This window comes from Achromobacter sp. JCM 18799, from assembly GCF_055395645.1.
On record NZ_AP043866.1, the window covers coordinates 5,607,170 to 5,632,837 of the forward strand.

Below are 25,668 nucleotides of genomic sequence, written 5' to 3' on the forward strand. Positions count from 1 at the left end.
GAAGGCTGAAAACCTGTCCAGGCCCCGGCTGGCTCGCAAAACGGGCCCGCATGACGCAGACCCCCCGTACAGCGCCGGGACGCGCGCGGACAGGGCCGGCGCGGGATCAGGGCTGCAAATAGTAGCGGGATATGATCGGCGGCCGCCATGCTTTTTTTGCGCATGGGCGGACTTTTATCGGGGACGTTGCTGCGGTAGCATCGGTAGCCCCGATAGCGCCCAGGAGCCTGCCTTGAACGCCAATACCGAATCCCCCGACGGTCTGATCCGTTGCGGCTGGGTGGACACCTCCGCCGAGTACATGGCCTACCACGACACCGAATGGGGCTACCCCGAGGGCGACGACCGGGCGCTGTTCGAGCAGCTTTGCCTGGAGGGATTCCAGTCGGGGTTGAGCTGGCGCACCATCCTGTCCAAGCGCGACGCGTTTCGGCGCGGCTTCGCCAACTTCGAGCCCGCGAAAGTGGCGCGCTTCGGCGAAAAAGAGGTGCTGAGGCTGCTGGACGACGCCGGCATCGTGCGCCATCGCGGCAAGATCGAAGCCGTGATCAACAATGCCGCCCGCGCGCTGGAAATGATCGAGCGCGAAGGCTCGCTGGGCGCCTACCTGTGGCGTTTCGAAGCCCCGAAGGGGGCGCCGTCGACCCGCGGCGCCTCGACGTCGGCGCAATCCGAGGCCTTGTCCAAGGCGCTGAAGAAACTGGGCTGGAAGTTCGTCGGGCCCACCACCGTCTATGCATTCATGCAGTCGGTGGGCATGGTGAATGACCACAGCCCTGATTGCCATTGCCACGCCGCCAGCGAGAAAGCCCGCAAGGCATTCAAGCGGCCGGCGTAGCGGCCGCGGGGCAGGGAGCTCAGGCGGCAGGCTTGTCGCCGGGGGCGGATGATGCGCCAGCCTGTTCCGGCAGGCTGTAGCGGCCTTCGCGATAGGCCCAGCTGGGCCACAGCGCGTGCGCAAGCGCCTCGGCGGCGAGCTCCGGGTCCAGCGGCACGGGCGCGTATTCCTCGGGTGCCGTGTAGCGATATTGCAGCGGCGTCTTGTTGGGCGCCATCACCAGCAGCTCGTCTTCCTTCAGATAGCCGTAGGTGTTGTCGTACTGCATGATCGCCCGGCCCGGCGTGCTGCGGGTGAGGTCGTGGCCGATCATGGGGTGCTCGGTGTCCACGCCTATCAGCGACAGCAGGGTCGGCGCCAGGTCGATCTGGCTGATCAGGCGGTCGTCGCGGCGCGGCTCGATGCCGGCGCCCAGGATCACGGCCGGAATATGGAAGTGGCGCACGGGCACCAGGCTGGCGCCGAAGACGCGGGAATCATGATCCGCCGCTATCAGGAACACGGTGTTTTCCCAGTACGGCGAGGCCTTGGCGCGTTCGAAGAAGCGGCCCAGCGCCCAGTCGGCGTAGCGCACGGTGTTTTCCACGGTGGCCGGGTTGCCGTCGGTCTGGATGCGGCCTGCCGGGTACTCCCAGGGCGAATGGTTGGACACGCTGAAGGCCAGCGTGAAGGTGGGCTGGTCGCCATCTTCGCGCAGCAGCCGGTCCAGCTGATTGAACATGTCTTCGTCCGACGCGCCCCAGGTGCCGACAAAGGCCGGGTCCACGAAATCGGGCCGATCCACGATCTGCTTGAAGCCGTTGCCCAGGAAGAAGCCCTTCATATTGTCGAAGTGCGATTCGCCGCCGTAGATGAAGCGCGAATGGTAGCCATGGCGTCCGAGCAGATCGGCCAGCGAGAAGAAGCCGCGCTGCGAGCGCGGCAGCTTCAGTACCGCCTGGGCGGGAGTGGGCAGAAAGCCAGTGACCACCGCTTCGAGCCCGCGCACCGAGCGGGTGCCGGTGGCATAGGCGCGGGTGAAGGTCCAGGCCTCGCGCGCGAGGGCGTCCAGTTCCGGCGTCAGGTCGGCGCCGCCCAGGCCGGCGCAATATTGCGCGCCCAGGCTTTCTTCCAGGATGATCACAAGGTTCAGCGGCCGCGCCGTCTTGCGCGTGGCCACCTGGCGGTGCAGGCTGGGGTAGTCGGGGTTGGCGGGCGGGTTGGGCAGGCCGGCTTGGGCCAGCACCGTCCCGTGCATCTTGTCGTCGTCCATGCCGCCATATACGGCCGAGGCGGACTTTTCGTTCTTCATGCTGTAAATGGCGTAGAACACGTTGTAGAGCGAGTTCAGCGCCAGCGTGTTGAGCATGCCGTCCGAGCTGTAGGCGACCGAGGACGGGTTGATCGGGCGGTGGCCCAGCGTGCCGCGGATGGCCAGGATGACGATGGCGAGAATGGCCAGGCTGGCCAGCGGCATCTGCCACCAGCTCAGTTGCGCGTCGGGCTGGGCGTGGCCGAACAGGCCGTAGGCGCCCCAGCCGATGAGGGCCACCACGGCAAGGCCGCCCACCAGCGCGCCCTTGTAGCCGCGCCAGAGCATGCCGGAGACTTCGCGCGGATGCTTCAGGTATTCGACGAACAGGCGGTTGGGGCGGGAGTCGTATTCCAGGATGAAGGGCGGAGTGGCGACTTCCAGAAAGGCCAGCAGGATGAAGGCGACCAAGTACCAGTAGCCGGCCAGCGTGGCGGCCAGCGGGATGTGGCCGAACAAGGGCGACAGCACGGCCGGCAGCGCCGCCAGCACGGCGATCTGGTGCGCATCGATGCGCAGCCCTCCCAGCAGCAGGGGGATCAGCCCCCCGGCATCACGCACGCGCTTGGACTGCCAAGCGGCGAGAGCCAGGCGACTGAGCGTCAGCAGCGCAAATGCCGCCACCACGAAAATCAAGGTCGAATGCCGCATCGGGCCTCCAGGTTGTTCTGCTGCCCGGTCCGAGGGGCCGGGGTCTGTCGTTCAGGCATTTGAGCGTTGCCGGCGTCGAAAATTCGGTAGGCGCCGATGCCTGGGTCACATTTCGCCGCGCGAAGCTATTTCGTTTTGTAACCGGCCGCCACGGGGCCAGGCACGCGCCATGCTGGGCAAACCCCGGCTGGCGCGTGCCGGGTGGCGCTGCCTGGAGAGCCTGGCGAGGAAAAATCCGCACACATTATGGGGCCGGAAAGCCTGGCCGGCGCCGCAGGCCGCGATACCCTTGACGGTAACGAGGGCCGGCAGCGGTACGCCGGCCGCAATGCCAAGGATAATAACCATGACGCGCTCAGGAAAAATAGCGATCGGGATTGTAGGGGGAGCGGCGCTCCTCGTGGCGGTACTGGTGGCCGTGATCGCCACCTTCGACTGGAATCGCGCCAAGCCTTTCATCAATGAGCGGGCCAGCGCCGCGGTCGGGCGCTCCTTCGCCATCAACGGCGATCTCAGCGTCAAATGGACGCGCGAACCCGACGAGGGCGGCTGGCGGGCCTGGGTGCCATGGCCGCATGTCATTGCCAACGATATCTCCGTGGCCAATGCGCCCTGGGCCAAGGCGCCCCAGTTCGCAACCCTCAAGCGCGGCGAGTTCAGCCTGGCGCTCCTGCCGCTGCTGCGCCAGCGCGTGGTCATCCGCCGCATCCAGCTGACCGAACCCGCCGCCGATCTGCAGCGCCTGGCCGACGGCCGCGCCAACTGGGAGTTCACGCTGCCAGAAACCGGCGAGCCTTCGCCCTGGGTGCTGGACATCAATGAGATTGGCTTTGACAAGGGCCGGGTGGCGCTGATGGACGAAGTTCTCAAGGCGGACCTGACCGTGCTGGTCGATCCCCTGGGCAAGCCGGTGCCGTTCGCCGACGTGGCCGGGGCAGCCTTTGCAGCGGAAGAGGGCGGGGCCGCACCGTCGCCGCGCGACTACGTATTCGGCTGGAAGCTGGACGGCAAGTTCAAGGGCCTGGCCACCAAGGGCGAAGGCAAGGTCGGCGGCATGCTGGCCCTGCAGGACGCCAGGCAGCCTTTTCCTGTGCAGGCGGACGTAACCATCGGCGGTACCCGGGCTTCAATCGTGGGAACCTTGACCGATCCGGTCAACCTCGGCTCGCTGGATCTGCGTTTGAAGTTGTCGGGCGCGTCCATGGCGCAGCTATATCCGCTGACGGGCGTCACGCTGCCGGACACGCCGCCGTATTCCACCGACGGCCACTTGGTGGCCAAGCTGCGTAATCCCGGCGGGGCGGTGTTCGACTACAAGGATTTCAACGGCAAGGTGGGTAACAGCGATCTGCATGGCGACATCAGTTTCGCATTGGGCATGCCCCGGCCCAAGCTGACCGGCAAGCTTTCCTCCAAACAGTTGCGCATGGAGGACCTGGGGCCGCTGATCGGCGTGCCATCGGGCAAGGTTGCGGGCGCCGAAACGGACAAGGCCAAGGACGCGCCGGCCAAGCCGAAGGGGGGCAAGGTGCTGCCCACGCAGGCATTCCGTACCGACCGCTGGCGTGACATGGATGCCGACGTTGCGCTGGATGCCGGCCGCATCGTGCATGACAGCAAGCTGCCGCTGTCGGACCTGTCCGTGCACCTGGTGCTGCAGGATGGCAAGCTCACGCTGGAACCGTTGCGCTTCGGCATGGCTGGCGGCAATATCAATTCGACCATACGGCTGGATGGCTCCGGCTCGACCCTGACCGGGCGTGTGGACATCAGCGCGCGCCGCTTGCGGCTCAAGCAACTCTTCCCCTCCACCGCCGCCATGCAGAAAACGCTGGGCGAGCTGAATGGCGACATGGCGCTGAGCGGCGCGGGGAACTCGGTCGCAGCCCTGCTGGGCACCGCGACGGGCGATGTGAAGATGCTGGTCAACGATGGCGTCATCAGCCGCAGCCTGATGGAGATCGCGGGACTCAACGTGGGCAACTACGTCGTCTCCAAGCTGTTCGGCGACGACGAGGTGAAGATCAATTGCGGCGCGGCCGACCTGGAAATGAAGAACGGCGTGATGACGCCGCGCGTGTTCGTGTTCGACACCGAGAACGCGCTGATCAGCATCACCGGCACGGCTGACTTCAAGAACGAGAAGATGGACCTGGACATCACTCCGGACAGCAAGGGCTTCCGCATCTTCTCGCTGCGCTCTCCCTTGTATGTACGGGGCACCTTCGGCTCGCCGGACGTGGGGGTACATGTGCTGCCCCTGGCGGCGCGCGGCGCGGGCATGGTGGCCCTGGGCGTACTGCTGACGCCGGCCGCCGGGTTGCTGGCGCTGGTTGCGCCCAGCACCACCGACGACAATGCCTGCGGTCCCTTGCTGAAGCAGATGCGCGTGCCGCCCAAGGCGCCGCCGCCCGCTCCGTCCAAAGGCAAATAGAGCTCAGGCCGGCGAGGCCCGGCGCGCTCCGGCCTGGGCGTCGTCGTCCGCGACGCAGACGGCGTCGCGGCCGTGGTTCTTGGCGTAGTAGAGCGCCTGGTCGGCGCGTTGCAGTACGGCGTCCAGCGTCGCGCCATGCGCGGGGTAGGCCGCTACTCCCGCCGAAATGGTGAAGGGCGTGGCGACGGCGCCCGGCTCGGTGGCAATGCGCTGACGCAGCCGCTCCACCAGGGCGATGGCGGCTTCCAGGGGGGCGCCGGGCAGCAGCATGACGAACTCCTCGCCGCCGGCGCGCGCCACGGTGTCGCCGCTGCGCGAACCGTCGCTCATCAGCTTGGCCAGGGATTGCAGCGCGCGATCGCCTTCCGCGTGGCCGTAGCGGTCATTGATGTGCTTGAAGTGGTCAATGTCGATGACTACGGCCGCCACCGGCTGTTTCTCGGCTTGCAGCAGCGCCAGCGCCTCGTCCATTCCCCGCCGGTTCAAGAGGCCTGTCAAGGTATCGGTAGTGGTTTCACGGCGCAGGTCGCGGATTTTGTGGTGGATCGAGGACAGCCCCGCCAGCAGCGCGCGCTTGAGTTGCGCGGCTTCAAAGTACCAGGAGCGCACGTTGCGGATGCGATCCGCTGAATCCGCGTTCTGCATGTGCTTGGCGATGCCGGCCAGTTCGCCTAGCGGCCGGGCGATCCAGCGCGACAGCAGCCAGATGGAGGCCACTGAAAGCAGCAGCAGCGGCAAGGTATGGAGAGCGGTGGTCAGAAGCAGATCGCCCAGAGGTTGCAAGGTCGCGTCGACGTGGCGTTGCGCGATGATGCTCCAGCCCATGCTGGGCACTGGCGCATAGCCCGTCAGCAACGCGTGGCCGTCGTCGTCGGTGAAGCGCATTTCGCCGGTTTCGCCTCGCAAGGCGGGGGCGAACGCGTCGGATTTGGAGACGCTCTGTCCCAAGCGGCCGGGGTCGGGGTGATAGATCAGGGTGCCGTTGCGATCGATGACGTAAAGAGAGGAGTCGCCGCGGTAGAAGTGCTGGCTCAGCAGGTGATCCAGCATGTTGTGCTCATGCAGGTAGAGCGTGCCGCCGAGAAACCCCAGATAGCGGTGGTCGGCCGAGAAAATCGGGTGGGTGTACAGGATCAGCCAGCGGTTCTTGAGGTCCATGAACGGGGCGCTGACCGTCGGGTGCAAGGTCGCCTGCGCGCGGCTGACGGCCTCGCTGTTCAGTTGCTGGCCCAGCAACGCGCGGTCCGAGGTCGATGCCGCCAGTACCGTGCCTTGTGGCGACACGACAAACGTGGAGTTGAACTGGCCGAGCTGCCGTTCCTGGCGCTGCGTCTCGGCCGCCATGTGTTCGGGATGCACTTCCATGTCGGCCAGCATCTCCGCGCTATACGACAGATAGTTCCTGAGGTCGGTCAGGAACACGTCGGTCACGGAAGCCAGCTTGGAGGCGTAGGCCTGGTTGAGTTCCAGCGCGGTGCGCAGCAGAAGATCACGCTGCACCAGGTAACTGGCATGCAGGCTGCCCATCAGCGCGAGCAGAACCGACAGCAAGCTGATCCACAGGATGAGATGCCGCAGGTTGATCCGGAACATGGCGTTATCCGTTAGGTATGCTTTCGGTCAGCGCGTCCCAGGCTCTCATCGCCTGTCTGGCCACGGCTTGCAAGGTCTTGCGGCTGGCGCCGTCGCGCGCCTGGATCGACATGCCATGCAGCATGGTGGTGTAGAAGGCGGCCAGGCTCTTGAGATCGACGCCGGCGGGCAGTTCGCCATCGGATGCGCCAGCATTGAGGCGGGCCAGGATGCGGCTTTGCATGTCGCGGCGGTTGTCGCCCAGGAAGTCGCCCACGCCGGCCTGATTCACGCAGCCTGCCGGCGCGCTCAGCACGATCATGCAGCCCGACGGCGTACCCGGTGCGGTGAAGCGTTCTGCGGAAGCCAGCAGCATGGATTGGATGGCTTCGCGCGCCGTGGGCGCTTCTTGCAGCGCGCGTCGCGCCGAGCTGCCCTCGGTTTCGCGGTAGAGCTCCACCGCTTCGCGGAATAGTCCTTCCTTTGAGCCGAATGCGCCGTAAAGGCTGGGCGAATTGATGCCCATCGCCGCCGTGAGGTCGGTCAGCGATGCTCCGTCATATCCCTTCGACCAGAAGACGTCCATGGCCTTGCGCAAGGCCTGGGCACGATCGAAGTTCCTGGGGCGCCCACGTTCTGCCATGGGCGTGATTTTACTCGTCAGAGAATTTTGTGGTGGTCGATAAAAAAATAGTTGACGGACGTCAATGCGCTCGGCGAATATATTTGTACTGATCACTACAAATATGGATATCGCAATGCCGAATCTGACTGGAAAAATTGCCTTCGTCACCGGCGGCAGCCGGGGGATCGGGGCCGCCATCGTGCGCCGCCTCGCGGCCGATGGCGCCGACGTGGCTTTCACTTATGTGAGCGCTTCCTCGGCCGCCGGCGCGCAGGCGCTGGTACGCGAACTGTCGGTGGACGGGCGCCGCGCGCTCGCCATCCAGGCAGATGCGGCGGACGCGTCCGCGGTTCGCGGCGCGGTCGACCGGGCCGTCGCCGAACTGGGACCGATAGACGTGCTGGTCAACAACGCCGGCATCTTCCTGACCGGCACGATCGGCGAAACCAGCCTCGACGACTACGAGCGCACCATGGACGTCAACGTTCGCGCGCCGTTCGTCGCCATTCAAACGGCACAGGCGTCCATGCCGGACGGCGGACGCATCATCAACATCGGCAGCTGCCTGGCAGGCCGCGCGGGCCGCGCAGGCGTTGCGCTGTATGCCGCCAGCAAGTCCGCGCTGGTCGGCCTGACCCAGGGCCTGGCGCGCGACCTGGGCGCACGCGGCATTACCGCCAATGTGGTGCACCCCGGCCCGATCGACACCGACATGAATCCCGCCGACGGCGCGCATGCGGCGGACCTGGTGGCGGTACTGTCCCTGCCGCACTACGGCGAGGCGCGTGATATCGCCGGCATGGTGGCGTTCCTGGCCGGGCCGGAAGGGCGCTACGTCACGGGCGCGAGCCTGTCGGTGGATGGCGGATTTGCGGCTTGAGGCAGGCCTGGGAAAAGTTTTTTCCCAGGTGACTTGCACAAACCCAAAAAGCTGCATATAATCTTTCTTCTTCGCACTACACACATAACGAAACGCAGCGGCAGCGAACTAAAAAACGCGCAGCAAAGCGGACGAAACTGAGTGAAGTTGCAGGGCTGTTAGCTCAGTTGGTAGAGCAGCGGACTCTTAATCCGTAGGTCGAGTGTTCGAGCCACTCACAGCCCACCAGAATTCATAATGAAATCAACGCCCTAGTCGCTAAGCGACTAGGGCGTTTTTCATTACCCCGCCGAGTTTGACCAAAACTTGACCATGGCGCATGAGCTGCAAGGAGGCTTGGCGCCAGGCGTGCATGGCGCTTCACCATATCGATGGTTTCCCAGCCCCAAGTTCTTTCAGCATCAGGAGCGGGATGCCATGGGAATAGGCGAGAGCCGGCCCGATGCGAAGAATGGTCAGTAGTACAGGCAGCTCTTGGCGGAATGCGGCCGGTGACCGCAAACGCATCCGTGCCATCAAGATGAAGCGTGGCGCTTATCGTGCAATATTAGTTTCGACTTCCTCCCATTCTCGCGCGACAAACGCGGCGCGCTCGCCCGTGTGCACGACGGGATCACGGCGCAAGCCGATGACCACGGCATCATGCGCAAGCTCGATTCTCTCGAGTGGATTGCCGTGCAGATCCATGGTCGCGCCAAGCAGGCTGCCGGCCGGCAGCGTGACGCCGGCTTCGACCGCCGGCATGAACAGGCCGCCATGCGCAAAGGTCAACCAGCCGCGCCGGGTCACGCGTCGCACGCGCTTTGCGACGAAGTCGTCGGCCTGACCGTCAAGGATTCCCAGGCGTGCAGCCAGCCGGGCGAAACCGCGCTCGGCCTGGTCGACGTTGGCGATCTCGCAGCGGCTGCCTCCTCCCAGTTCCAGCATGAATGCGGGTATACCCAACGCCAGGCACTGATAGTCGAGTGCGCCGGCGATATTGCCCGGCAGTTCACCCTTGCCACCCACATCCATGCGGCAGGCGACGTTGGGTTCGAACAGCGCAATCAGATCCAGTAGCGCCTCTTCAGACAATGGACTGTCCGGATGCACCTTGTAGACTGCGTAGACCCGTGAATCGAATAGCGCGTTCATGGTGTGCAGGTTGATCAGCAGGTCGGCGGTGCCGCGGATCTCCTGCATCAGTGCATGTGCCAGCCGCTCGGAGATCAGGCCGCCGGGGTTGCCGGGATAGCATTGGTCGAGATCGAGATCGTCATATGGATTGCGTTTCCGACGGCTGTCCAGTGCGTGGGGATTGGCCGTGGGAGTGACCACCACATTGCCGCTCATGGTGGCTGGGTCCAGGCTGCGCGCGAAGCGCAGGGCCGCCAGGATGCCGTTGATCTCATCGCCATGGACCTGCCCATTGAGCCATAGCGTTTTGCCTGGTCGGGCACCACGAATGGCTACGAAAGGCAGCTCCACGGCCATGCCGGATGCCATGGTCCCCACGTCGATCGCGCCCTGCTTGAGCGCGGGGCCCGAAAAATCAGAAAGAAAATCACGGATGACGCCCATCATGGTTCCTTGTATCGAAAGTGGTAGAAAAGTGCGCGCGCTCGGGCAGTGCCTGCCGGCCGAGCACGCCAATCGCTGGGGTATCGCCGGCGACGCCCGCCAGTCGTAGGCCCGCCCAGGCCGTGGCGGTATTCGACGAAAAAACGGGCACGCCCAGATCGGCTTCTAGTGCTTCGATCAGACCTAGCGTTGGCATATTGGTGCAACTCAGGAAGACAGCGTCAGCGCGACGCGCGTCGTCGGCGCGTGCCATCAGACGCTGGTACACCGTGCTCTCGTCCAATCCGCGTATGGCATTGCCGTCGCGACATTCCAGGGTGTCGTAGTGGCTGGCGTCGACGCCGTGAAATGCCAGGAATTCGGCCTCCTGGCGAGTGATCGCGTCGGGATATGGCGCCAGCATGTGGAGTCGACGCACGGTCAGGGCGCTGCATGCCTGTAATAGCGCGCTGGCGGTCGTGATGGCCGGGCACCCGGTGGCTGCGCGGATCCGCGCAGCGGCATCGTCATGCCTGTCATGTCCTGCCAGGAAGGTCCCGGACGTGCACGCAAACACATACGCCCGCGGGCTCGTGTCGCGCAACGCGGCCAGCGCCGCGTCGACACCGCGATGCAGCGTCAGCAGAGACTCGGCCGATAGCGCCGCGCCGTCGCGATGCAACCGCTGGAAATGGAAGCTGGCATCGGACTGCCCCAACCGGGGATACTCGACTTCACAGGTGATATTGCCTTCCGGCAGTAGCACGCCGATGCGCGCGACGGGACGAATCATGCGAGCCTCCGCCCTTAATCCAGCTTCAGGTTCATTGCCTTGATCAGCTGCGACCACTTGGCTGTATCGCCGGCAACGAATTGGGCAAAGGCGGCGCTGTCCATGGCGGGCGGTAGCTCGACCATCTGGCTCTTGAGCTTATTCACCAAGGCTGGCTCGGCCAGGGCTGCCTGTATCTTGTCGTGCAGCCACTGCACCGCTTCGGGAGGTGTGCCGGCGGGCGCGAAGAAACCATACCAATTGATGGCTTCGTAGCCCGGTAGCCCCGATTCCGCGACCGTCGGTGTATCCGGCAGCAAAGTCGAACGCTTGCCGCTGGTGACTGCCAGCAGCTTGATCTTTCCTGCGTTCACATTCGCCATCGCAGACGTGTCGACAAACATATAGTCGACGCGCCCGCCCATCAAGTCGATTAATGCCGGGGTCGAGCCTTTATACGGCACGTGCAGGGCGTTAATTCCAGCCATCTGGGCGAACATGGCGCCCGCGAGGTGCAGCGAGGTCCCCGTGCCCCCGGAACCATAGGTGAGCTTGCCCGGATTCTGCTTGCTGTAGCTGATCAGTTCGGCCACTGTGGTGAACGGCGCATCCGGCCTGGCCACCAGCAGGATGGGCATCTGCACGCCCATGGCCACGGCCTGCAGGTCTTTCGCGGGATCGTAGCTGAGCGAGCGGTAGGCGCTCGGGGCAATACTGATATTGCCCGGACTGCCCATCACGAACTGGTATCCGTCCGCCTTCGAACGAGCGATCGCACCTACGCCGATGATGCCGCCCGAGCCGGCACGGTTCTCCACGACGATGCTCGCCCCTGTGCTCTCGGTGATCTGCTGCGCGTAGAGCCGGCCGACCACGTCCACGCCGCCTCCGGCGGGGAACGGTACGGTGATGGTGATCGGCTTTTCCGGATAGGCGGCGCGGACCTGGGCTGCGCCTCCGAAGTAGGCTGCTACAGCGCAAGCGGACACGGCGAGCAGTCTGGAATAGGCATTTCTCATGGTTTTCTCCTTGTGTGTGTATGCGCTCGCCGTATGCGAGTGCTTGTCGCGACCGGACGGACGCTCGGCAGCCGTGGACGCGCGCTATTTCGCCAGAGCCGCCTGTTCGAAGCCCTGTGCGAGATCCTCGATGAGATCGGCCGGATTCTCGAGGCCGATGTGCAAGCGCACCACCGGCCCGTGGCCGCTCCAGTCTGTGACGCTACGCGCCTGGGTGAGGTGCGCGCCTGTGACCAGGCTCTCGTAGCCTCCCCAGGATGCACCCAAGCCGAACAGCCGCAGGCTGTCGATGAAGCGGTCAACGTTGGCTTGAGGTGTGCCTTCGGGCAATTCGAAAGACACCAGTCCATTGGTGCCTTGGCAATCGCGCAGCCACAATTCATGTCCGGGATGCGACGGCAGGGCTGGGCAGAATACCGTCCGCACCGCCGGCTGCTCCAGCAACCACTTCGCCACCGTCAGCGCGTGCTGTTCATGCATTTGGAGACGCGCTGCCAGGGTACGCATGCCGCGCAGCACCAGCCACGCATCGTCGGGGCTGACAGTCATGCCGAAGGCATCGCAGCGCTCGGCTAGCGCGCCCCAGGCTGCTTCGGTCGTAGCCACGGTTCCCATCATCACGTCCGAATGGCCGGATAGGTACTTGGTCGCGGCCATCACCGAAACGTCCGCGCCCAGCAGCAACGGCCGGTACTGGTAGCCCGATCCCCAAGTGTTGTCTGCCACCACGATCGCGCCGCGTTCGTGCGCCATGGCGGCGAGTGCGGGCAAGTCGCACATTTCGTAGACCAGCGAGCCGGGGCACTCGGCGTAGAGCATGCGGGTGTTGGGACGCATCTTCGCCTCGGCATCGCTGCCGTCGGCTGCGAAGAAGGTGTACTCGATACCGTAGGGCTGCAGGAACTGCTGCGCCATGTGCCGCACCGGTTGATAGGCGCTGTCGGTCAGCAGCACGTGATCGCCGGGCCGCAGGTAACTCAGCAGCGTCATGCCGATGGCCGCCAGTCCGGTCGGGAGCAGGCGGGTGCGGTAGGCACCCTCCAGTTCGCTGACTGCGTCCTCCAGCGCGAAGGTGGTGGGCGTGCCGCGGGCGCCGTAGCTGAAGATGCGTTCCTGGCCCCGCCGCTCGCGCATTTCGCGCTGGTGAGCGGTATTTTCGAAGACGACCGTGCTGGCACGCACGATCGACGGGTTGACGGCCGTGCCACCGATGTACGCCGGGGCCTTTCCAGTGTGGGACAGGCGGGTTTGCGTACTCCATTTCCTGGACAGAGAGTGTTCGTCTTTCATCGTGAAACCATCTGGACTGACGGGGTTGACAGAGATCGGATCGGGAAGAAGATCGTGCGCATGATGTTGCTACCTGCCGGTTATGGCAGCCATGCGTGGCGTGGGTTAGTTGGCGGCGGGTGGCAGGCGGAAGGCCGCCAATTCCCGCTCGTCGAGCAGGGGTACCAGACCGGTTTCCCAGGCCAGGTATTGGCGGGCCGCCTCCTTGTTGCCATCGTGCCGGTCGTGCACAAAGAACAGGTAATCAAGGCATGCTTCATCCGATGGGCGATCAGGGCTCGATTCGACCGGCATGGCCGCCTGCTGCCAGGCGCCCATGCCGCCCTCGAGCAGCAGCGGTGCCTGGGGAAGTTCCAGCGAAGCCCATTGCGCCAGCGCGGCCTCGTCCGCGACCAGCACGATCTGGCGGGGTTCGGCTACGAGGTCGCGCGCCAGGTTTGGGCGGATCGACCAGCGCGCGCCGGGTATGTGCGCGGCCCGGTAGCGCATGCCTGGGCGCAGGTCCACCACCGCCACGTCCTGCCGTTGCAGGCGCCGCGCCAATTCCGGAACCGAGATGCTGGCCAGCGCCGGAGCGGGCGGGCTTGCTTCGACATCCAGCGCCAGGCCGCTGTTCAGCCCGCCGGCCAGCACGCAGGCGTCATGGCCCATCTGGCGCAGCCAGCTCGCAACTACGGGCGCGCGCACACCGTCGCTGTCGAAGAGCACCAGGCGCGCGCCGCGCACGCCGACATACTGGTCGCTCGCCTGCATCAATTGGCCGCCCGGCGTATGCTGCGCGCCCTGTAGCGATCCGGCCTTGAACTCTTCCGGCGTGCGCACGTCGCAGAGAAAGAGGGAACGTCCGACGTCCTGGAACCAGGTCCTTACGGTTGGCGCGTCCACGTAGGGCACGTCGAAGCGCGCCGCCAGGGCCCGGGCCTGCGTCTGCAGGGACTGTCCGCCGGAGTCGTCGGCATAGCGCCGGGTTCCACCATGCTCGAGCGGCAGGTCTGCCAGATACCAGCCCTGCGTGCCGTTTTCCAGCGCGTAGATTGGGTTGGGAACACCTAGGTTGATCAAGGTCTGCGCGCCGATGATCGAGCGCGTCCGGCCGGCGCAATTGATGACGATAGGCGTCGACTCGTCGGGCGCCAGGTTGCGGATGCGATAGGCCAGCTCGCCGTTTGGGCAGCAGATGGCGCCAGGAATATTCATCTTGCCGAACTCCGACACGGGACGCCCATCCAGCACCACCAACGGCGCTCCCTCGGCCTGTTTCTGCGCCAACTGCCGCGCGGTGATACGGGGTGTCCGATAGACGTGTTCTGCGAGCTCGCCGAAAGTCTTGGATGGCAGGTTCACGCCGGCGAACAATTGATAGCCCGCCCCGCGCCAGGCGCGGGTGCCGCCTTCCAGAATGGCGACCTGCGTGTAGCCCAGCGCCTCCAGGCGCAGGCGCGCGCGCTCGGCCACGCCCGCGCTGCCGCCTTCGCCTCCGTCATACACCACGACGCGAGCCTGCTTGCGCGGCACCAGGCGTGCAATCTCCAGCTCCAGCCGGCTATAGGGCAGCGAGGTCGCATAGAACAGGTGCGATTCGCCGTATTGGCCATGCTCGCGCACATCGAGCAAGGCGATCTCCCTGCCATCGTGCAGCCAGGATTTGAGGGTGGAAGCGGAAACGGAAATAGGCATGAAGGGAGTCGGTAGATGGAGGCAGAGTGATGCACTGACGCGCACGCACGCGGTGGAGATCCGGTGCTGCGCTCAGCGGCGTGTCTGTACGCCGATCGGCATGGTCCGGTAGGTGCCAGTTTCCAGGTCGTAACTGACGCGCTCGTTCAGGGTTTCCAGCGCTCGGCCATACACGTGTAAATGGCGAATGATTTGCGCGCCGCGGATTTCCACCGAATGGATATCGTTGGGCATCAGCGCGATGCCCTGTCCCGGCGTCACCATCACCATCTCGGTCTCGCGCAGCGTTCCGACGCCGGGCACCGTACCGTCGTCGGAGCGTTCATAGACGCGGTTGTGCTCGCTACCCTCCACGGCGGCGATACAGGCCCAGGTCGTGTGATTGTGTGGCGCGATGCGTTTGACGGGGCGCATCACATTGAGATACAGCGCGTAGCTATGGTCTGGATCCTCGGCGATCAGATAGCGTGCCTGGTGCTCGCGGGCCTCGGGAGCTGGGTAATCGGCGGGTTGCCACAGATCTCGCCGTGCCGCGAGATCCAGCAACTGGTGCAATACCGCGTCCAGGTTTTCGCGCGTGGCTGGACCGGCGCCGATGGCACTCCTCATGGCGGAAACAGCCGAGGCCACGGCTTGTTCTCGTCGCTCAGCAATGTTGTTCAAGACGGGCTCCTTCTGGTCGTTGAAGGCCAATTTAGTCCCGCGCCCGATGTCAAACAATCTGGGGAGTTCAAGTTAATACTTCAATATAATTAAAGTATGGACATGCTTGATCTGGAACTTCTGCGGACTTTGGCGACCATCGCGAACAAAGGCAGCTTCGCCGCGGCTGCGTTGCAGCTCGGGCGCACGCAGTCCACCATCACGCAGCAGATGCAGCGCCTGGAAGACAAGGTTGGTCATGAACTATTCGAGAAACAAGGGCGGCAGAAGCGCCTGACCGATCATGGCCGGCGTCTGCTGGGCTATGCGCTGCATATGCTCGCGATCCATGACGAGGCGCTTAGAAATTTGCAGCACCGGCAGGTTCAGGGCCTGGTGCGCATCGGCGCGCCCCACGACACGGCCGACACCATGCTGCCACCCGTGCTGCAGGAAATTGCATTGAATTTTCCCGGCATGCAGTTCGATCTCCATGTCGGGCGCAGCCCGTTCCTGATGGAATCGCTCAAGCAGGGCGAGATGGACATGGTGATCTCCAACCGCGAGGACGAGGCCTTCGAGGGCTTTGTCCTGCGCTCCAGCCCCACCGTCTGGTTGTGCGGCGCCAACTATGCGCACGATCCGTTCAAGCCCATACCGCTGGTGATGGCGGACGGCCCGAGCATCTTTCGCCGGCTGGCCTGCGAAGCCCTGGACACCGCCGGCATTCCCTGGACGCCCAGCCATACCTCGACCAGCCTGGTCGGCATCCGCGCGGCGCTGCGCGCCGGACTGGGCGTCACGGCCCGCGGTGTGGAGCAGCTCGATCCGGGTCTGCGCGTGCTGGGTGCAGGCGACAACATGCCGCCGCTGCCGGACCTGGTCTATAGGCTCTACATTCGCAGCCACGTAGTCAATCCGGTGATCCGGCAGGTCTTCGAGAGCCTCCAGGCCCGCGTGCGCTTCAGCGGCGCGTAGTGGCTCACGCAGCTCAAAGAACAGCGGCGGGCCTCAAATCTCAGGCGCAATAGCGCGTCGCTGCGGCTACATCACGGGCCGCGTTCGATACCGCGCCGGAAATGTACTGCTCTCGGTTCTTCGCCAAACAACAGAGCGCTTGTCTGGCAGACAGCATCGAGATGTCGGCGCAGTACCAGTACAGAGCGTTGCTTCCACCAGTTCAGCAAAAATCAGCACGCTTACTGATTTAGAGCGAATTTCAACTAGTTCAACCTTCGCTGGAGATCGTCCGATTTCCCTGTACGTCCACTGCAAAGCCCCACCTCAAAATCCATTACGGTTCCTGCACAATCACAGGGCTGTCATCGGTGGCAAATTCGCTGTCAACGATCTAGTACTTACCCTTACCGAAAGAAATCAAGCGCTCGCGGCGCTGGCTCTCTCACTCTATGACGACAGGCAATCCATTAGCTTTTTCAATACATTTTCCTGCAACATTAATTTGAATGGCTGGGCATGGCTCTTTAAGATCGGCTGCAACTCATACGCCGTTCTACAAGGAGATTCGCAATGCCGCAGCAAAAAAACCCGGGATCGGAACAGATCGGCACCACCATCGAACAGGTCAAGACGCTGTTCAGCCAAGAAGGTGAAAACCGGGCGACGTTGGAAAAAACGCTGTCCAAACTGATCGGTCTGGCCGCAAACAAAGACTGGTGGGACGAGTCGCACTACCCGGCGCCTGAAGCCGGTGAGCTGCAGGCCCGCTACCTGATCCAGGAAGATGCCGACAAGTCGTATGCGCTGTACCTGAACGTCATGCGCCCGGGCAAAAAAATCGTGCCGCATAACCATACGACCTGGGCATGTATCGCCGCGGTCGAAGGCGTGGAGCTGAACTACACCTATGATCGCAAGGATGACGGCAGCGAGCCCGGACGCGCGCAGCTGGAAAAGACCGGCACCGTGGTAGTCGAGCCAGGAAGCGGCATTGCGCTGATGGCCGATGACATCCATGCCGTACATATCGAAGGCCAGGACGTGATCCGTCATCTGCACTTCTACGGCCGCGCGCTGGAAACGCTGGATCGCCGCATCTCCTTCGATTTGGAGAATGGCACTTGCCAGCAAATGGCTATCGGCGTGCAAACCCGCAAGTGAGGCGCGCCATGCTCAAGGATCAGACCACGCCTGCGCAAGAAGATGGCTTCAACACTCGTCTGCTGCGCGCGGGCCGTCCCCATCAAGGCTGGGTCAACACGCCCGTCACGCGTGCGAGCACCTATGTGTTTAACAGCGTGGGCGAATGGCGCGACACGCGTCAGCGGCGCGACCAGGAACGCCTGGCCTCGTACGGCGCACGCGGCACGGACAGCACCTATGCGCTGGAAGATGCCCTGGTCCTGTTGGAAGGCGGCTATCGCGCCAAGGTCTTCCCGACCGGTCTGGCGGCCATCGCCATGGTATTCCTGGCCTATCTAAAGTCCGGCGACCACGTGCTGATCACCGACGGCGTCTACGAGCCGGCACGCGCACTGTGTGCGCAAAGCCTGTCTCGCCTGGGCATCACGCACAGCTTCTATCGTCCGGATGGCAGTGATCTGGCCGAGAAGATTCAGCCCAATACGCGCATGATCTATGCCGAGAATCCCAGCTCGTTGATCTATGAGCTGATGGATTTGCGCAAGGTGTCGGCGCTGGCCAGGCAGCATGGCTGCCTGCTGGTTGTCGACAACACGTGGGGCTCTGGCATTCTGCATCAACCGCTGGCGCTGGGAGCAGACATCTCGCTGATGGCGGCCACCAAGTACCTTAGCGGCCATGCCGACATCATGATGGGTACCGTGGTCACTACCAAGGAAGTCTGGCAGGAGATGGAGACGGTGCAGGTCAACTATGGCCAGACTGTCGGCGCCGATGACGCCTGGCTGATGCTGCGCGGCCTGCGCACACTGCCAGTACGCATGCGCACTCACCAGGAAAACATGCTGCGGGTGGCCGATTGGCTGCGCAATGATCCACGCGTCGCCCGCGTCTACGCCGCAGGCTTGGCCGAGGGCGAGCAGGCCGGGATCTTCCAGCGCGATTTCAAGGGCAGCAATGGCCTGGTATCGGTGGAATTCAAGGCGGATATCACCGCACGGCAGATGGAGGCCATGATCGACGCGCTGCGCCTTTTTGGCATTGGCGCATCCTGGGGCGGATTCGAGAGCCTTGTTGTTCCCATGAATATGGTGTCGGCGCGCAGTCTGTCGGACTGGAAGGCGCGCGGGGCCATGTGCCGCTTTCACATCGGCCTAGAGGAACCGGCGGACATCATCGCGGACCTGCAACAAGCCTTCGACGCCCACCTTTCCTAGCTGTGTCGCCAGCTGCGGCCGGCATCCTTCCTTTCTGTAGAACCCATGGCAACCAACCACACTATTCGCGCACGCGAAGACGCCGCCACGCTCAAAGACTGGCTGCATGACGGTCAGGAAATCGCCTTGCTGGACGTGCGCGAACACGGTCAGTACGGCGAAGCCCATCTTTTTTACGCTGTCAACGCTCCCTATAGCCGCCTGGAATTCGAAGTGGCCCGCCTCGTACCGCGCAAGACCACCCGTGTTGTCGTCTACGACAACAATGACGGTGTCGCCGAGCGCGCCGCCCAGGCGTTGCGTCAGCAGGGCTATACCCAGGTAGGCGTCCTCGATGGCGGCGTGCAGGCCTGGGACGCGGCGGGCTACGCCCTCTTTGCGGGCGTCAACCTGCCCAGTAAGACCTTTGGCGAACTCGCCGAGCACGAGCTGCACACGCCGGCCATCGGCGCTGAAGAATTGAACCGCCGTATCGCCGCTGGCGAAAACCTGGTGGTGTTGGACGGACGGCCGTTCACCGAATACCAGAAGATGAGCATTCCAACGGCGACCTGCTGCCCGAACGGGGAGCTTGCCCTGCATATCGATACGCTCGTGCCGGATGAGAGCACCACCATCGTTATCAATTGCGCCGGCCGGACGCGCAGCATCATCGGCGCGCAGACACTGATCAATCTGGGCGTGAAGAACCCGATCTACGCGCTGGAAAACGGCACGCAGGGCTGGTATCTGAAAGACTATCCGCTGGATCAAGGTCAGAGCCGCCGCCACGCGATCGACGCCGCGCCGCTGACACTGGACCGGGCGCGCGCGCGCGCGCAAGCACTGGCCGCCCGTCACGGCATACCCAACATCAAGCCCGAAAAGCTTGCTTCCTTGCTAGCCGATCCCGAGCGCAGTACCTACGTCTTTGATGTGCGTACGCCGGAAGAATATGCCCAGGGTACCTATGCCGGCGCAGCTCATGCCGCAGGCGGCCAGTTGATCCAGGCCACCGACCAATACGTGGGCACGCGCAATGCGCGGTTGGTTCTGGTCGACAGCGAAGGCGTGCGCGCTCCCGCCGTCGCCAGCTGGTTGCGCCAACTGGGCTGGGAAGTCTATGTGCTAGACGCAGTTGCCGGTGGCGCGCCGGTATCGGCCGACGCGCAGGTCGAAAATCGACTTGCTCGAGTGGACAGCAAGACAGCAGCTCGTCTGCGCGATGAAGGCGCGGCATTGGTCGATGTGCGGCCCAGCATGAGCTATCGAGCAAGCCATATCGACGGCGCTCGCTGGAGCATACGCAGCCGCGCCGAGGCGCTGAATGGCGTCACCGTGCTTGTGGCCGACGATGCCCGCGTGGCTGAGCTGTATGCCCGCGAGCTGGCCGGCAGCGGCCCGCTCTACTTCTTGCTGGATACGCCGGCGCAATGGCAGGCCGCAGGCCTGCCGCTGGCCGAGACGCCGAATCTTCCGTCCGACGCAGAGTGCATTGATTTCCTGTTCTTCGTGCATGACCGCCATCACGGCAACAAGGCCGCGGCTATCAAGTATCTGGAATGGGAAACCAATCTAGTCAACCAGATCGACGCGCGCGAACGTGCGGCATATCGCTTTCAACCCTGACGTTTCCATCCCTCGGCGCGGGACACGATTCTCGCGCCGTTACGCATAAACCAAGGAGAAAACCCATGAAACCCGTCGTCGCCATCGCTCTTGCACTGTTGGCCACCGCCGCTCACGCCGGTGACTTGAATGATGTGAAGAGCAAGAAACAGTTGGTCTGCGGCACGCAAAGCGCCAGCGAACCCTATGCCTACCAAGACCCGGCCACGCGCAAGTTTGTAGGCTACGACGTTGATATATGCCAGGCGCTGGCCAAAGGCCTGGGCGTGGAGCTGGTGCATAAGCCGCTGTCTACCGAAGCCCGAATTCCGGAGCTGAAGATGGGCCGCGTCGATGTGGTGGCGGGCTCCATGGCCTATTTGCCAGAACGCGCCGCGCAGGTGGACTACAGCGTCCAGTATCTGCAAGGCAATATCAAAGTGTTGGTGCGCAAGGACGACAAGCTCGGCACGCTGGCGCAGCTGGAAGGAAAACGCATCTGCGCCAGCAAGGGATCGTCGTCGGCCGCCATTGCCGGGCGCGTGCTGGCAAAGTCGCAGATCGTGACGTATCAGGATCTGGCCACCTGCTATCTGGGCCTGCAGAACGGCAAGGTGGACGGCATCTCGGCCGGCGAACTGACGCTCAAGCGATTTGAAATCGAGTCGGCGAAATCTGGCAGCGCCGCGACGCTGATCGATGAACCGCTGTTCACCGAGCGCATGGGCGTAGTGGCTTCCAAGGGCAATACCGCACTGATCGAGGCCATCAATAAAGTCATCAGCAAGATGGATGGCGATGGCGAACTCGACGCCATCTATGCCAAGTGGCTGGGCAAAGACTCGATTTACCAGTTGACTCGCAAGTTCAAGGTCGAACCTGTTGCTCTTGCCAATTGAGGATGAATCGGCGGCTCGCGAGAGCCGCCATCGCTGCATATGGATCTGAACATCTCTTTCTTGTTGCATGGGCAATATGGCGCCCTGCTGCTGTCAGGGCTCATGACCACGTTGCTGGTATTTGCCCTCGCCTGGGTGCTCGGCATGACGCTGGCGATCGCTATCGTGCTGTTGCGCGCCATCCCCTTCAAACCGCTCGACGCACTGATGTCGCTGTTCGTCGAATACCACCGCAATGTGCCCACCGTGGTGCAGATTATGGTGTGGTACTTCGGCATTCCGCAACTGCTGCCGCCCGACATCCGCGCCTTCGTCAATGCCAGCAACACCGAGATCCTGTTTGCGGTGGTGGCCTTGTCGCTCAATGTCAGCGCCTATATGTCGGAGGATCTTCGTTCCGGTCTCAAGGCCATCCCGGCCGCGCAGATCGAAGCCGGACGATCCATTGGCTTGAGTTTTCTGCAGGCCATGCGTTACGTCGTGCTGCCACAGGCCTTGCGCATCGGTCTGCCGCCGCTGGTCAACCGATCGCTGATCCTGTTCAAAGACACCAGCCTGACTATGGTCATCGGTGTGGCTGAGCTGACCTATCAGGCCAAGAACATCGACAACCTGACCTTCCGCACCTTCGATGTCTTCGCCGTCACCACGCTGATTTACCTGCTGTGCTCGATCACCATCATGCTCATCGGCAGCCGGGTCGAGAAGGCCTATCCATCGGCTTACCAGGGGTAAAGCATGCTGGAACTACTGCATAAATACGGCACGATGTTCATGGTGGGATCCTGGCCCAATGGCCCCCTGGGCGGTTTTGCAGCCACGCTGCTGCTGGCCGTTCTGGGCCTGGCGCTGGCCTTCCCGATTGCGGTGCTGCTTGGTTTTGCCCGTATCGGACCCTACCGCGTGCTGCGTATTCTGGCGACCTGCTGGGTCACGGCGTTTCGCGGCGTCCCGCTCATCATGATCATCTTCTGGGCCTATTTCGCCGTGCCGATGGTCACAGGCATGACGATCTCGCCGTTCAAGACCGCCCTGGTGGCCATCGTGCTGTACGAAAGCGCTTTTCTGGCGGAAATCGTGCGCGCCGGCCTGCAGGGCCTGCCGCGCGGCCAGACCGAAGCGGCGCGTTCGGCCGGCCTGTCGTACTGGCAAAGCATGCGATTTGTCATCCTGCCGCAGGCGCTTGTCAACATGATTCCGTCGCTGGTAAGCCAGTTTGTATCGACCATCAAGGCGACCTCCATTGTCTATGTCATCGGTGTCGAGGAAGTCACGTTCGTCGGCCAGCAGATCAACAGCATCGAACTGACGTCTGCGTTGCAAACCTATCTGATCCTGGCGGGCATCTACTTTGTCATCTGCCTGGCCTTGTCCAAGCTGGCCAAGCGCATCGAATCACGCATACAACGCCGCCGCCTGGGTCTGGCGTAAGCAGCGATAAGGGGAAAAGACATGATCGAAATGAAGAACGTCAACAAATGGTATGGCGACTATCACGCTCTCAATGACGTCAACGGCCGTATCGAGAAAGGCGAGGTGCTGGTGGTTTGTGGGCCGTCCGGCTCGGGCAAGTCCACCATGATCCGCACGCTCAATCGTCTGGAGTCGATTCAGAAAGGCGACATCACCATCAATGGCGCCAGCATCTACGACCGCGAGTCGGATCTGAACAAGCTGCGTGCCTCCATTGGCTTTGTGTTCCAGCAGTTCAATCTCTTTCCGCACTATTCGGTGCGCGAGAACATCACGCTGTCGGCGCGCAAGGTGTTTGGCATGCCGACGCGCGAGGCCGACCAGATGGCCGAAGCGCTGCTGGCCAAGGTTGGCTTGGCGCACAAGATAGACGCCATGCCCATCAATCTGTCGGGCGGCCAGCAGCAACGCGTTGCGATTGCGCGCGCGCTGGCACAACGCCCGCCAGTCATACTGTTTGACGAGCCGACTAGCGCGCTGGACCCCGAAATGGTGTCCGAAGTGCTCAATGTCATGAAGACTCTGGCTTCCGAGGGCATGACCATGGTGATCGTCACCCATGAAATGGATTTTGCGCGCGAGGTCGCTGATCGCATCTGGTTCATGGATGCCGGGACCATTCTGGAAGACAGCACACCCGAGGCCTTCTTCACGGCACCCAGGCATCCGCGTGCCTGCAAGTTCCTGGAGGATGTGCGTCATTGATCCAGATGAGGCAGGCGCGCCATATTCCGGCTGTCACGTCAAGGAAAGTCCATGCGCAATCTGGATCTGGAGCTGCTGCGCACTCTGGTGGCTATCGCCGAACACGATTCATTCTCCGCTGCGGCGGAAAGTCTGCACAAGACCCAATCTGCTGTTACGCAGCAGATGCTGCGCTTGGAGAGCCTGGTCGATCTACCGCTGTTTGAAAAGCGCGGCCGCAATAAGCGGCTGTCCAGCCATGGCGAAAAGCTGGTCACGTATGCACGCCATATGCTGGCCATGAATGATGAAGCTCTGCGCTCGTTGCAAGACAGTCTGCTCGAAGGCGAGTTGCGTCTGGGGTCGCCGCACGATGTGGCCGACAGCATTCTGCCCAGCCTCTTGATCCATGTGGTGCGCACCTTCCCTCGCATCAAGCTGGAAATCCGGGTGGACCGCAGCCCCAATCTGATGACGGCCTTGCGTAAGGGTGAGGTGGATCTGGCAGTGTCGACTCGCTTTGATCAGGAGTTCGAAGGCGTGGTCTTGCGCACTTCCCCCACGGTATGGCTGTGCTCGGCAGACTACGTGCACGACATCAACGCTCCCTTGCCGCTGGTGCTTGCCGATGAGCCGAGCATTTTTCGCCGCATTGCGCTCAATGCGCTGGAGCAATCACAGCTACGCTCGCAAACCAATTATGTTGCGCCCAATCTGGTGGCCATCAAGGCCGCCTTGCGTGCGCGCCTTGGCATCACTGCGCGCAGCGTGGAACTGCTGGGCTCGGATATGCGGGTGCTGGGAGAGAAAGAGGGGTTGCCCCGGCTGCCCGATGTCAATTACTACCTTTGGATACGGCGGGATCACATCAACCCCTTGACCCGCCACGTCTACAACATGCTGAAGTCCAATCTGCGGCTGTCGTCCAATAGCGACGAGCAGAGCGGCTAGTACTCGTTGGCGCGTAGCGCCATCTCCACAGTTTCGGCCGGCTTGCCCAGACGCTGCGCAAAGACCGGCTACAGACCTGCGCCATCGCCCGCTTGGAAATGGCCGCTGTCGACCGGATCGCGGGCAGAGACAAGGCCTCCTTGAACCCCGCCATGGGCAGATACAGGCCCGCGATACGGTCGCCAATGAACAGATTGCCAATGGGGCTGTCAGTAAACCAGGTAGGCGGATCGCTTAAGTCACGGCTTAACACAGGGTAAACGTCCGCTGAATCACGGCGGAGTTGATGTTCTTTATAGTGGACTCGTTTCCAACCGAGAGAGCCACGCATGTCCAGTCCCGCTGCCATACCCGCCTATCCCCGGGCTGTGTTGTTCGACCTGCTGACCGCCTTGCTCGACTCCTGGACCATATGGAATCGCGCCGCCGGTTCCGAGGCCGCCGGGCGGGCGTGGCGCGCGGAATATCTGCGGCGCACGTATGGCTGCGGCGCTTATCAGCCCTACGAACAGCTGCTGCGGGAGGCCGCGTCCGCGGTTGGTTTACCCGCGACGGCGCCGGACGCGCTGGAGGCTGGCTGGGACGAGTTGCCCGCCTGGGATGGCGCTCGCGAATTGCTGCAGGCCTTGCGGCCGCATTGCCGCCTGGCCGTGGTTACCAATTGCTCTGCGCGTCTCGGGCGCCGAGCCGCGAGCCTGCTGGGCGTGGACTGGGACGTGGTGGTGACGTCGGAGGAGGCGGGCTACTACAAGCCCGATCCGCGTCCTTATGAACTGGCGTTGGCGCAGTTGCAGGTGCAGCCCGCCCAAGCCGCGTTCATTGCAGGTTCTGGCTACGACATGTTCGGCACCAGCAAGGTCGGCCTGCGCACGTATTGGCACAATCGCGTGGGGCTGGCGTTGCCGGAAGGCGCGGCGCGGCCGGAACTGGAGTCCGCGCGGCTGGAAGCGGCGCTGCCGTGGCTGGAGCGATTCAACGCCGCCTGACGGCAAGCCACTGCGCACCGCACTGCCCGCCAGTTGCGCGCCTCAAGCCGCTGGCAAGGAAATCGCATCCCCCAGCCCCTTGACCTCCTTCAGCACGAACGAGGTGTAGACCTCCTTCACGCCTGGCAGCGCACCCAGCACGTAGCGCGCCAGGTCGCCGAAGGCGTCGAGGTCGCGGGCGATGACGGTCAGCTGATGGTCGTAGCGGCCCGAGACGCAGTGGCAGGAGAGCACTTCCGGTACCTGCCTGACGGCGTCCTCGAACGCCTTGACGTGTTCAGCGCCCTTCATGTCCAGGGAAATCCAGACGAACGCCGTCACGCCGAAGCCGAGCTTCTTGACGTCGACTTCGGCCCGATAGCCGCGGATCACGCCTTCGTCTTCCAGGCGCTTGACCCGGCGCCAGCAGGGCGAGGGCGTGAGCGATACGCGCTCGGCCAGGTCGGCGCTGGACAGGCGTCCGTCGGCCTGCAGGGCGGCCAGGATTTGCAGGTCGGTGGGGTCGAAATTCTTGCTTTGCACGATTCTTCCAAGAAAT

General features: G+C 63.3%; 23 protein-coding genes and 1 tRNA gene. 14 read left to right on the forward strand and 10 right to left on the reverse strand.

All coding sequences use genetic code 11. The features are described 5' to 3' along the window. Positions 1-232: 232 nt before the first annotated feature. Positions 233-838, forward strand: coding sequence for a DNA-3-methyladenine glycosylase I (locus ACZ5YA_RS26475; RefSeq protein WP_054457558.1), 606 nt, complete (start codon positions 233-235; stop codon positions 836-838). Between the two features lie 19 nt (positions 839-857). Here the strand turns inward: ACZ5YA_RS26475 and ACZ5YA_RS26480 are convergent, their stop codons facing one another. Then, entirely contained in the window at positions 858-2,780 is a 1,923-nt protein-coding gene (locus ACZ5YA_RS26480; protein ID WP_464091437.1) for an LTA synthase family protein, read from the reverse strand. A 346-nt stretch (positions 2,781-3,126) separates the two neighbouring features. Between ACZ5YA_RS26480 and ACZ5YA_RS26485 the strand changes: the two genes are divergently transcribed. Continuing rightward, a complete protein-coding gene (locus ACZ5YA_RS26485; protein ID WP_464091438.1) occupies positions 3,127-5,214 on the forward strand; it encodes an AsmA family protein in 2,088 nt (695 codons plus the stop codon). Positions 5,215-5,217: 3 nt separating this feature from the next. On the opposite strand, the gene ACZ5YA_RS26490 is transcribed toward ACZ5YA_RS26485, so the two are convergent. Continuing rightward, the gene (locus tag ACZ5YA_RS26490) at positions 5,218-6,807 is read right to left on the reverse strand and encodes a sensor domain-containing diguanylate cyclase (RefSeq protein WP_251877901.1); all 1,590 of its coding nucleotides are present in this window, start codon (positions 6,805-6,807) and stop codon (positions 5,218-5,220) included. A gap of 4 nt (positions 6,808-6,811) precedes the next feature. Then, positions 6,812-7,429, reverse strand: coding sequence for a TetR/AcrR family transcriptional regulator (locus tag ACZ5YA_RS26495; protein WP_464091439.1), 618 nt, complete (start codon positions 7,427-7,429; stop codon positions 6,812-6,814). A 115-nt stretch (positions 7,430-7,544) separates the two neighbouring features. On the opposite strand from ACZ5YA_RS26495, the gene ACZ5YA_RS26500 reads away from it, so the two are divergent. Together ACZ5YA_RS26500 and ACZ5YA_RS26505 are read left to right on the forward strand one after the other, a co-directional pair. After that, on the forward strand, positions 7,545-8,291 hold the full coding sequence (locus ACZ5YA_RS26500) for a 3-oxoacyl-ACP reductase family protein (protein ID WP_251877899.1): 747 nt from the start codon (positions 7,545-7,547) through the stop codon (positions 8,289-8,291). A 152-nt stretch (positions 8,292-8,443) separates the two neighbouring features. Beyond that, a tRNA-Lys gene (locus tag ACZ5YA_RS26505) sits at positions 8,444-8,519 on the forward strand. A 306-nt stretch (positions 8,520-8,825) separates the two neighbouring features. Here ACZ5YA_RS26505 and ACZ5YA_RS26510 read toward each other — a convergent pair. The 6 genes from ACZ5YA_RS26510 to ACZ5YA_RS26535 all read right to left on the reverse strand — a co-directional run bounded on the left by ACZ5YA_RS26510 (position 8,826) and on the right by ACZ5YA_RS26535 (position 15,197). Beyond that, positions 8,826-9,854: a M14 family metallopeptidase gene (locus ACZ5YA_RS26510; RefSeq protein ID WP_223283375.1), complete on the reverse strand. Its 1,029-nt coding sequence runs from the start codon at positions 9,852-9,854 to the stop codon at positions 8,826-8,828. Further along, complete coding sequence (locus ACZ5YA_RS26515; protein ID WP_251877897.1) at positions 9,835-10,623, reverse strand: maleate cis-trans isomerase family protein; 789 nt, start codon at positions 10,621-10,623, stop codon at positions 9,835-9,837. Before ACZ5YA_RS26515 ends, ACZ5YA_RS26510 begins: the two co-directional genes overlap by 20 nt. A 14-nt stretch (positions 10,624-10,637) precedes the next feature. Further along, positions 10,638-11,621 (reverse strand): Bug family tripartite tricarboxylate transporter substrate binding protein, encoded by a 984-nt coding sequence (locus tag ACZ5YA_RS26520; protein ID WP_464091440.1) that lies wholly within the window; start codon positions 11,619-11,621, stop codon positions 10,638-10,640. Between the two features lie 84 nt (positions 11,622-11,705). Next, complete coding sequence (gene metC, locus ACZ5YA_RS26525) at positions 11,706-12,911, reverse strand: cystathionine beta-lyase (protein WP_118932633.1); 1,206 nt, start codon at positions 12,909-12,911, stop codon at positions 11,706-11,708. 105 nt (positions 12,912-13,016) lie between these two features. Next, positions 13,017-14,588 carry a rhodanese-like domain-containing protein gene (locus ACZ5YA_RS26530; protein WP_464091441.1) on the reverse strand — a complete coding sequence of 524 codons (1,572 nt, stop codon included), beginning with the start codon at positions 14,586-14,588 and terminating at the stop codon, positions 13,017-13,019. Between the two features lie 72 nt (positions 14,589-14,660). Beyond that, entirely contained in the window at positions 14,661-15,197 is a 537-nt protein-coding gene (locus tag ACZ5YA_RS26535; protein ID WP_410469190.1) for a cysteine dioxygenase family protein, read from the reverse strand. Positions 15,198-15,347: 150 nt separating this feature from the next. Between ACZ5YA_RS26535 and ACZ5YA_RS26540 the strand changes: the two genes are divergently transcribed. From ACZ5YA_RS26540 to ACZ5YA_RS26585, 10 genes are all read left to right on the forward strand, one after another. Next, the gene (locus tag ACZ5YA_RS26540) at positions 15,348-16,208 is read left to right on the forward strand and encodes a LysR substrate-binding domain-containing protein (protein ID WP_118932635.1); all 861 of its coding nucleotides are present in this window, start codon (positions 15,348-15,350) and stop codon (positions 16,206-16,208) included. 552 nt (positions 16,209-16,760) lie between these two features. Further along, the gene (locus ACZ5YA_RS26545) at positions 16,761-17,351 is read left to right on the forward strand and encodes a cysteine dioxygenase family protein (protein ID WP_276310543.1); all 591 of its coding nucleotides are present in this window, start codon (positions 16,761-16,763) and stop codon (positions 17,349-17,351) included. Positions 17,352-17,359: 8 nt separating this feature from the next. Further along, positions 17,360-18,550, forward strand: coding sequence for a cystathionine beta-lyase (metC, locus tag ACZ5YA_RS26550; protein ID WP_464091442.1), 1,191 nt, complete (start codon positions 17,360-17,362; stop codon positions 18,548-18,550). A 45-nt stretch (positions 18,551-18,595) separates the two neighbouring features. After that, positions 18,596-20,158 carry a rhodanese-like domain-containing protein gene (locus ACZ5YA_RS26555; protein ID WP_464091443.1) on the forward strand — a complete coding sequence of 521 codons (1,563 nt, stop codon included), beginning with the start codon at positions 18,596-18,598 and terminating at the stop codon, positions 20,156-20,158. A gap of 65 nt (positions 20,159-20,223) precedes the next feature. Further along, positions 20,224-21,036, forward strand: a complete 813-nt coding sequence (locus ACZ5YA_RS26560; protein WP_118932638.1) for a transporter substrate-binding domain-containing protein — start codon at positions 20,224-20,226, stop codon at positions 21,034-21,036. Positions 21,037-21,075: 39 nt separating this feature from the next. After that, positions 21,076-21,771: an amino acid ABC transporter permease gene (locus ACZ5YA_RS26565; RefSeq protein WP_464091444.1), complete on the forward strand. Its 696-nt coding sequence runs from the start codon at positions 21,076-21,078 to the stop codon at positions 21,769-21,771. A 3-nt stretch (positions 21,772-21,774) separates the two neighbouring features. After that, positions 21,775-22,467, forward strand: coding sequence for an amino acid ABC transporter permease (locus ACZ5YA_RS26570; protein WP_118932640.1), 693 nt, complete (start codon positions 21,775-21,777; stop codon positions 22,465-22,467). A 21-nt stretch (positions 22,468-22,488) separates the two neighbouring features. Further along, complete coding sequence (locus ACZ5YA_RS26575) at positions 22,489-23,214, forward strand: amino acid ABC transporter ATP-binding protein (protein ID WP_118932641.1); 726 nt, start codon at positions 22,489-22,491, stop codon at positions 23,212-23,214. 51 nt (positions 23,215-23,265) lie between these two features. Further along, positions 23,266-24,144, forward strand: a complete 879-nt coding sequence (locus ACZ5YA_RS26580; RefSeq protein WP_118932642.1) for a LysR substrate-binding domain-containing protein — start codon at positions 23,266-23,268, stop codon at positions 24,142-24,144. A 329-nt stretch (positions 24,145-24,473) separates the two neighbouring features. Next, entirely contained in the window at positions 24,474-25,130 is a 657-nt protein-coding gene (locus ACZ5YA_RS26585; protein ID WP_118932643.1) for an HAD family hydrolase, read from the forward strand. A gap of 42 nt (positions 25,131-25,172) precedes the next feature. Here ACZ5YA_RS26585 and ACZ5YA_RS26590 read toward each other — a convergent pair whose 3' ends face one another. Beyond that, on the reverse strand, positions 25,173-25,652 hold the full coding sequence (locus ACZ5YA_RS26590; RefSeq protein ID WP_118932644.1) for an Lrp/AsnC family transcriptional regulator: 480 nt from the start codon (positions 25,650-25,652) through the stop codon (positions 25,173-25,175). Between the last annotated feature and the right edge of the window lie 16 nt (positions 25,653-25,668).

Bases quoted from the DNA above. Each gene is read 5' to 3' on its own strand.
- ACZ5YA_RS26480 (WP_464091437.1), bottom strand. From the start codon at position 2,780: ATGCGGCATTCGACCTTGATTTTCGTGGTGGCGGCATTTGCGCTGCTG.
- ACZ5YA_RS26485 (WP_464091438.1), top strand. From the start codon at position 3,127: ATGACGCGCTCAGGAAAAATAGCGATCGGGATTGTAGGGGGAGCGGCG.
- ACZ5YA_RS26490 (WP_251877901.1), bottom strand. From the start codon at position 6,807: ATGTTCCGGATCAACCTGCGGCATCTCATCCTGTGGATCAGCTTGCTG.
- ACZ5YA_RS26495 (WP_464091439.1), bottom strand. From the start codon at position 7,429: ATGGCAGAACGTGGGCGCCCCAGGAACTTCGATCGTGCCCAGGCCTTG.
- ACZ5YA_RS26500 (WP_251877899.1), top strand. From the start codon at position 7,545: ATGCCGAATCTGACTGGAAAAATTGCCTTCGTCACCGGCGGCAGCCGG.
- ACZ5YA_RS26510 (WP_223283375.1), bottom strand. From the start codon at position 9,854: ATGATGGGCGTCATCCGTGATTTTCTTTCTGATTTTTCGGGCCCCGCG.
- ACZ5YA_RS26515 (WP_251877897.1), bottom strand. From the start codon at position 10,623: ATGATTCGTCCCGTCGCGCGCATCGGCGTGCTACTGCCGGAAGGCAAT.
- ACZ5YA_RS26520 (WP_464091440.1), bottom strand. From the start codon at position 11,621: ATGAGAAATGCCTATTCCAGACTGCTCGCCGTGTCCGCTTGCGCTGTA.
- metC (WP_118932633.1), bottom strand. From the start codon at position 12,911: ATGAAAGACGAACACTCTCTGTCCAGGAAATGGAGTACGCAAACCCGC.
- ACZ5YA_RS26530 (WP_464091441.1), bottom strand. From the start codon at position 14,588: ATGCCTATTTCCGTTTCCGCTTCCACCCTCAAATCCTGGCTGCACGAT.
- ACZ5YA_RS26535 (WP_410469190.1), bottom strand. From the start codon at position 15,197: ATGAGGAGTGCCATCGGCGCCGGTCCAGCCACGCGCGAAAACCTGGAC.
- ACZ5YA_RS26540 (WP_118932635.1), top strand. From the start codon at position 15,348: ATGGACATGCTTGATCTGGAACTTCTGCGGACTTTGGCGACCATCGCG.
- ACZ5YA_RS26545 (WP_276310543.1), top strand. From the start codon at position 16,761: ATGCCGCAGCAAAAAAACCCGGGATCGGAACAGATCGGCACCACCATC.
- metC (WP_464091442.1), top strand. From the start codon at position 17,360: ATGCTCAAGGATCAGACCACGCCTGCGCAAGAAGATGGCTTCAACACT.
- ACZ5YA_RS26555 (WP_464091443.1), top strand. From the start codon at position 18,596: ATGGCAACCAACCACACTATTCGCGCACGCGAAGACGCCGCCACGCTC.
- ACZ5YA_RS26560 (WP_118932638.1), top strand. From the start codon at position 20,224: ATGAAACCCGTCGTCGCCATCGCTCTTGCACTGTTGGCCACCGCCGCT.
- ACZ5YA_RS26565 (WP_464091444.1), top strand. From the start codon at position 21,076: ATGGATCTGAACATCTCTTTCTTGTTGCATGGGCAATATGGCGCCCTG.
- ACZ5YA_RS26570 (WP_118932640.1), top strand. From the start codon at position 21,775: ATGCTGGAACTACTGCATAAATACGGCACGATGTTCATGGTGGGATCC.
- ACZ5YA_RS26575 (WP_118932641.1), top strand. From the start codon at position 22,489: ATGATCGAAATGAAGAACGTCAACAAATGGTATGGCGACTATCACGCT.
- ACZ5YA_RS26580 (WP_118932642.1), top strand. From the start codon at position 23,266: ATGCGCAATCTGGATCTGGAGCTGCTGCGCACTCTGGTGGCTATCGCC.
- ACZ5YA_RS26585 (WP_118932643.1), top strand. From the start codon at position 24,474: ATGTCCAGTCCCGCTGCCATACCCGCCTATCCCCGGGCTGTGTTGTTC.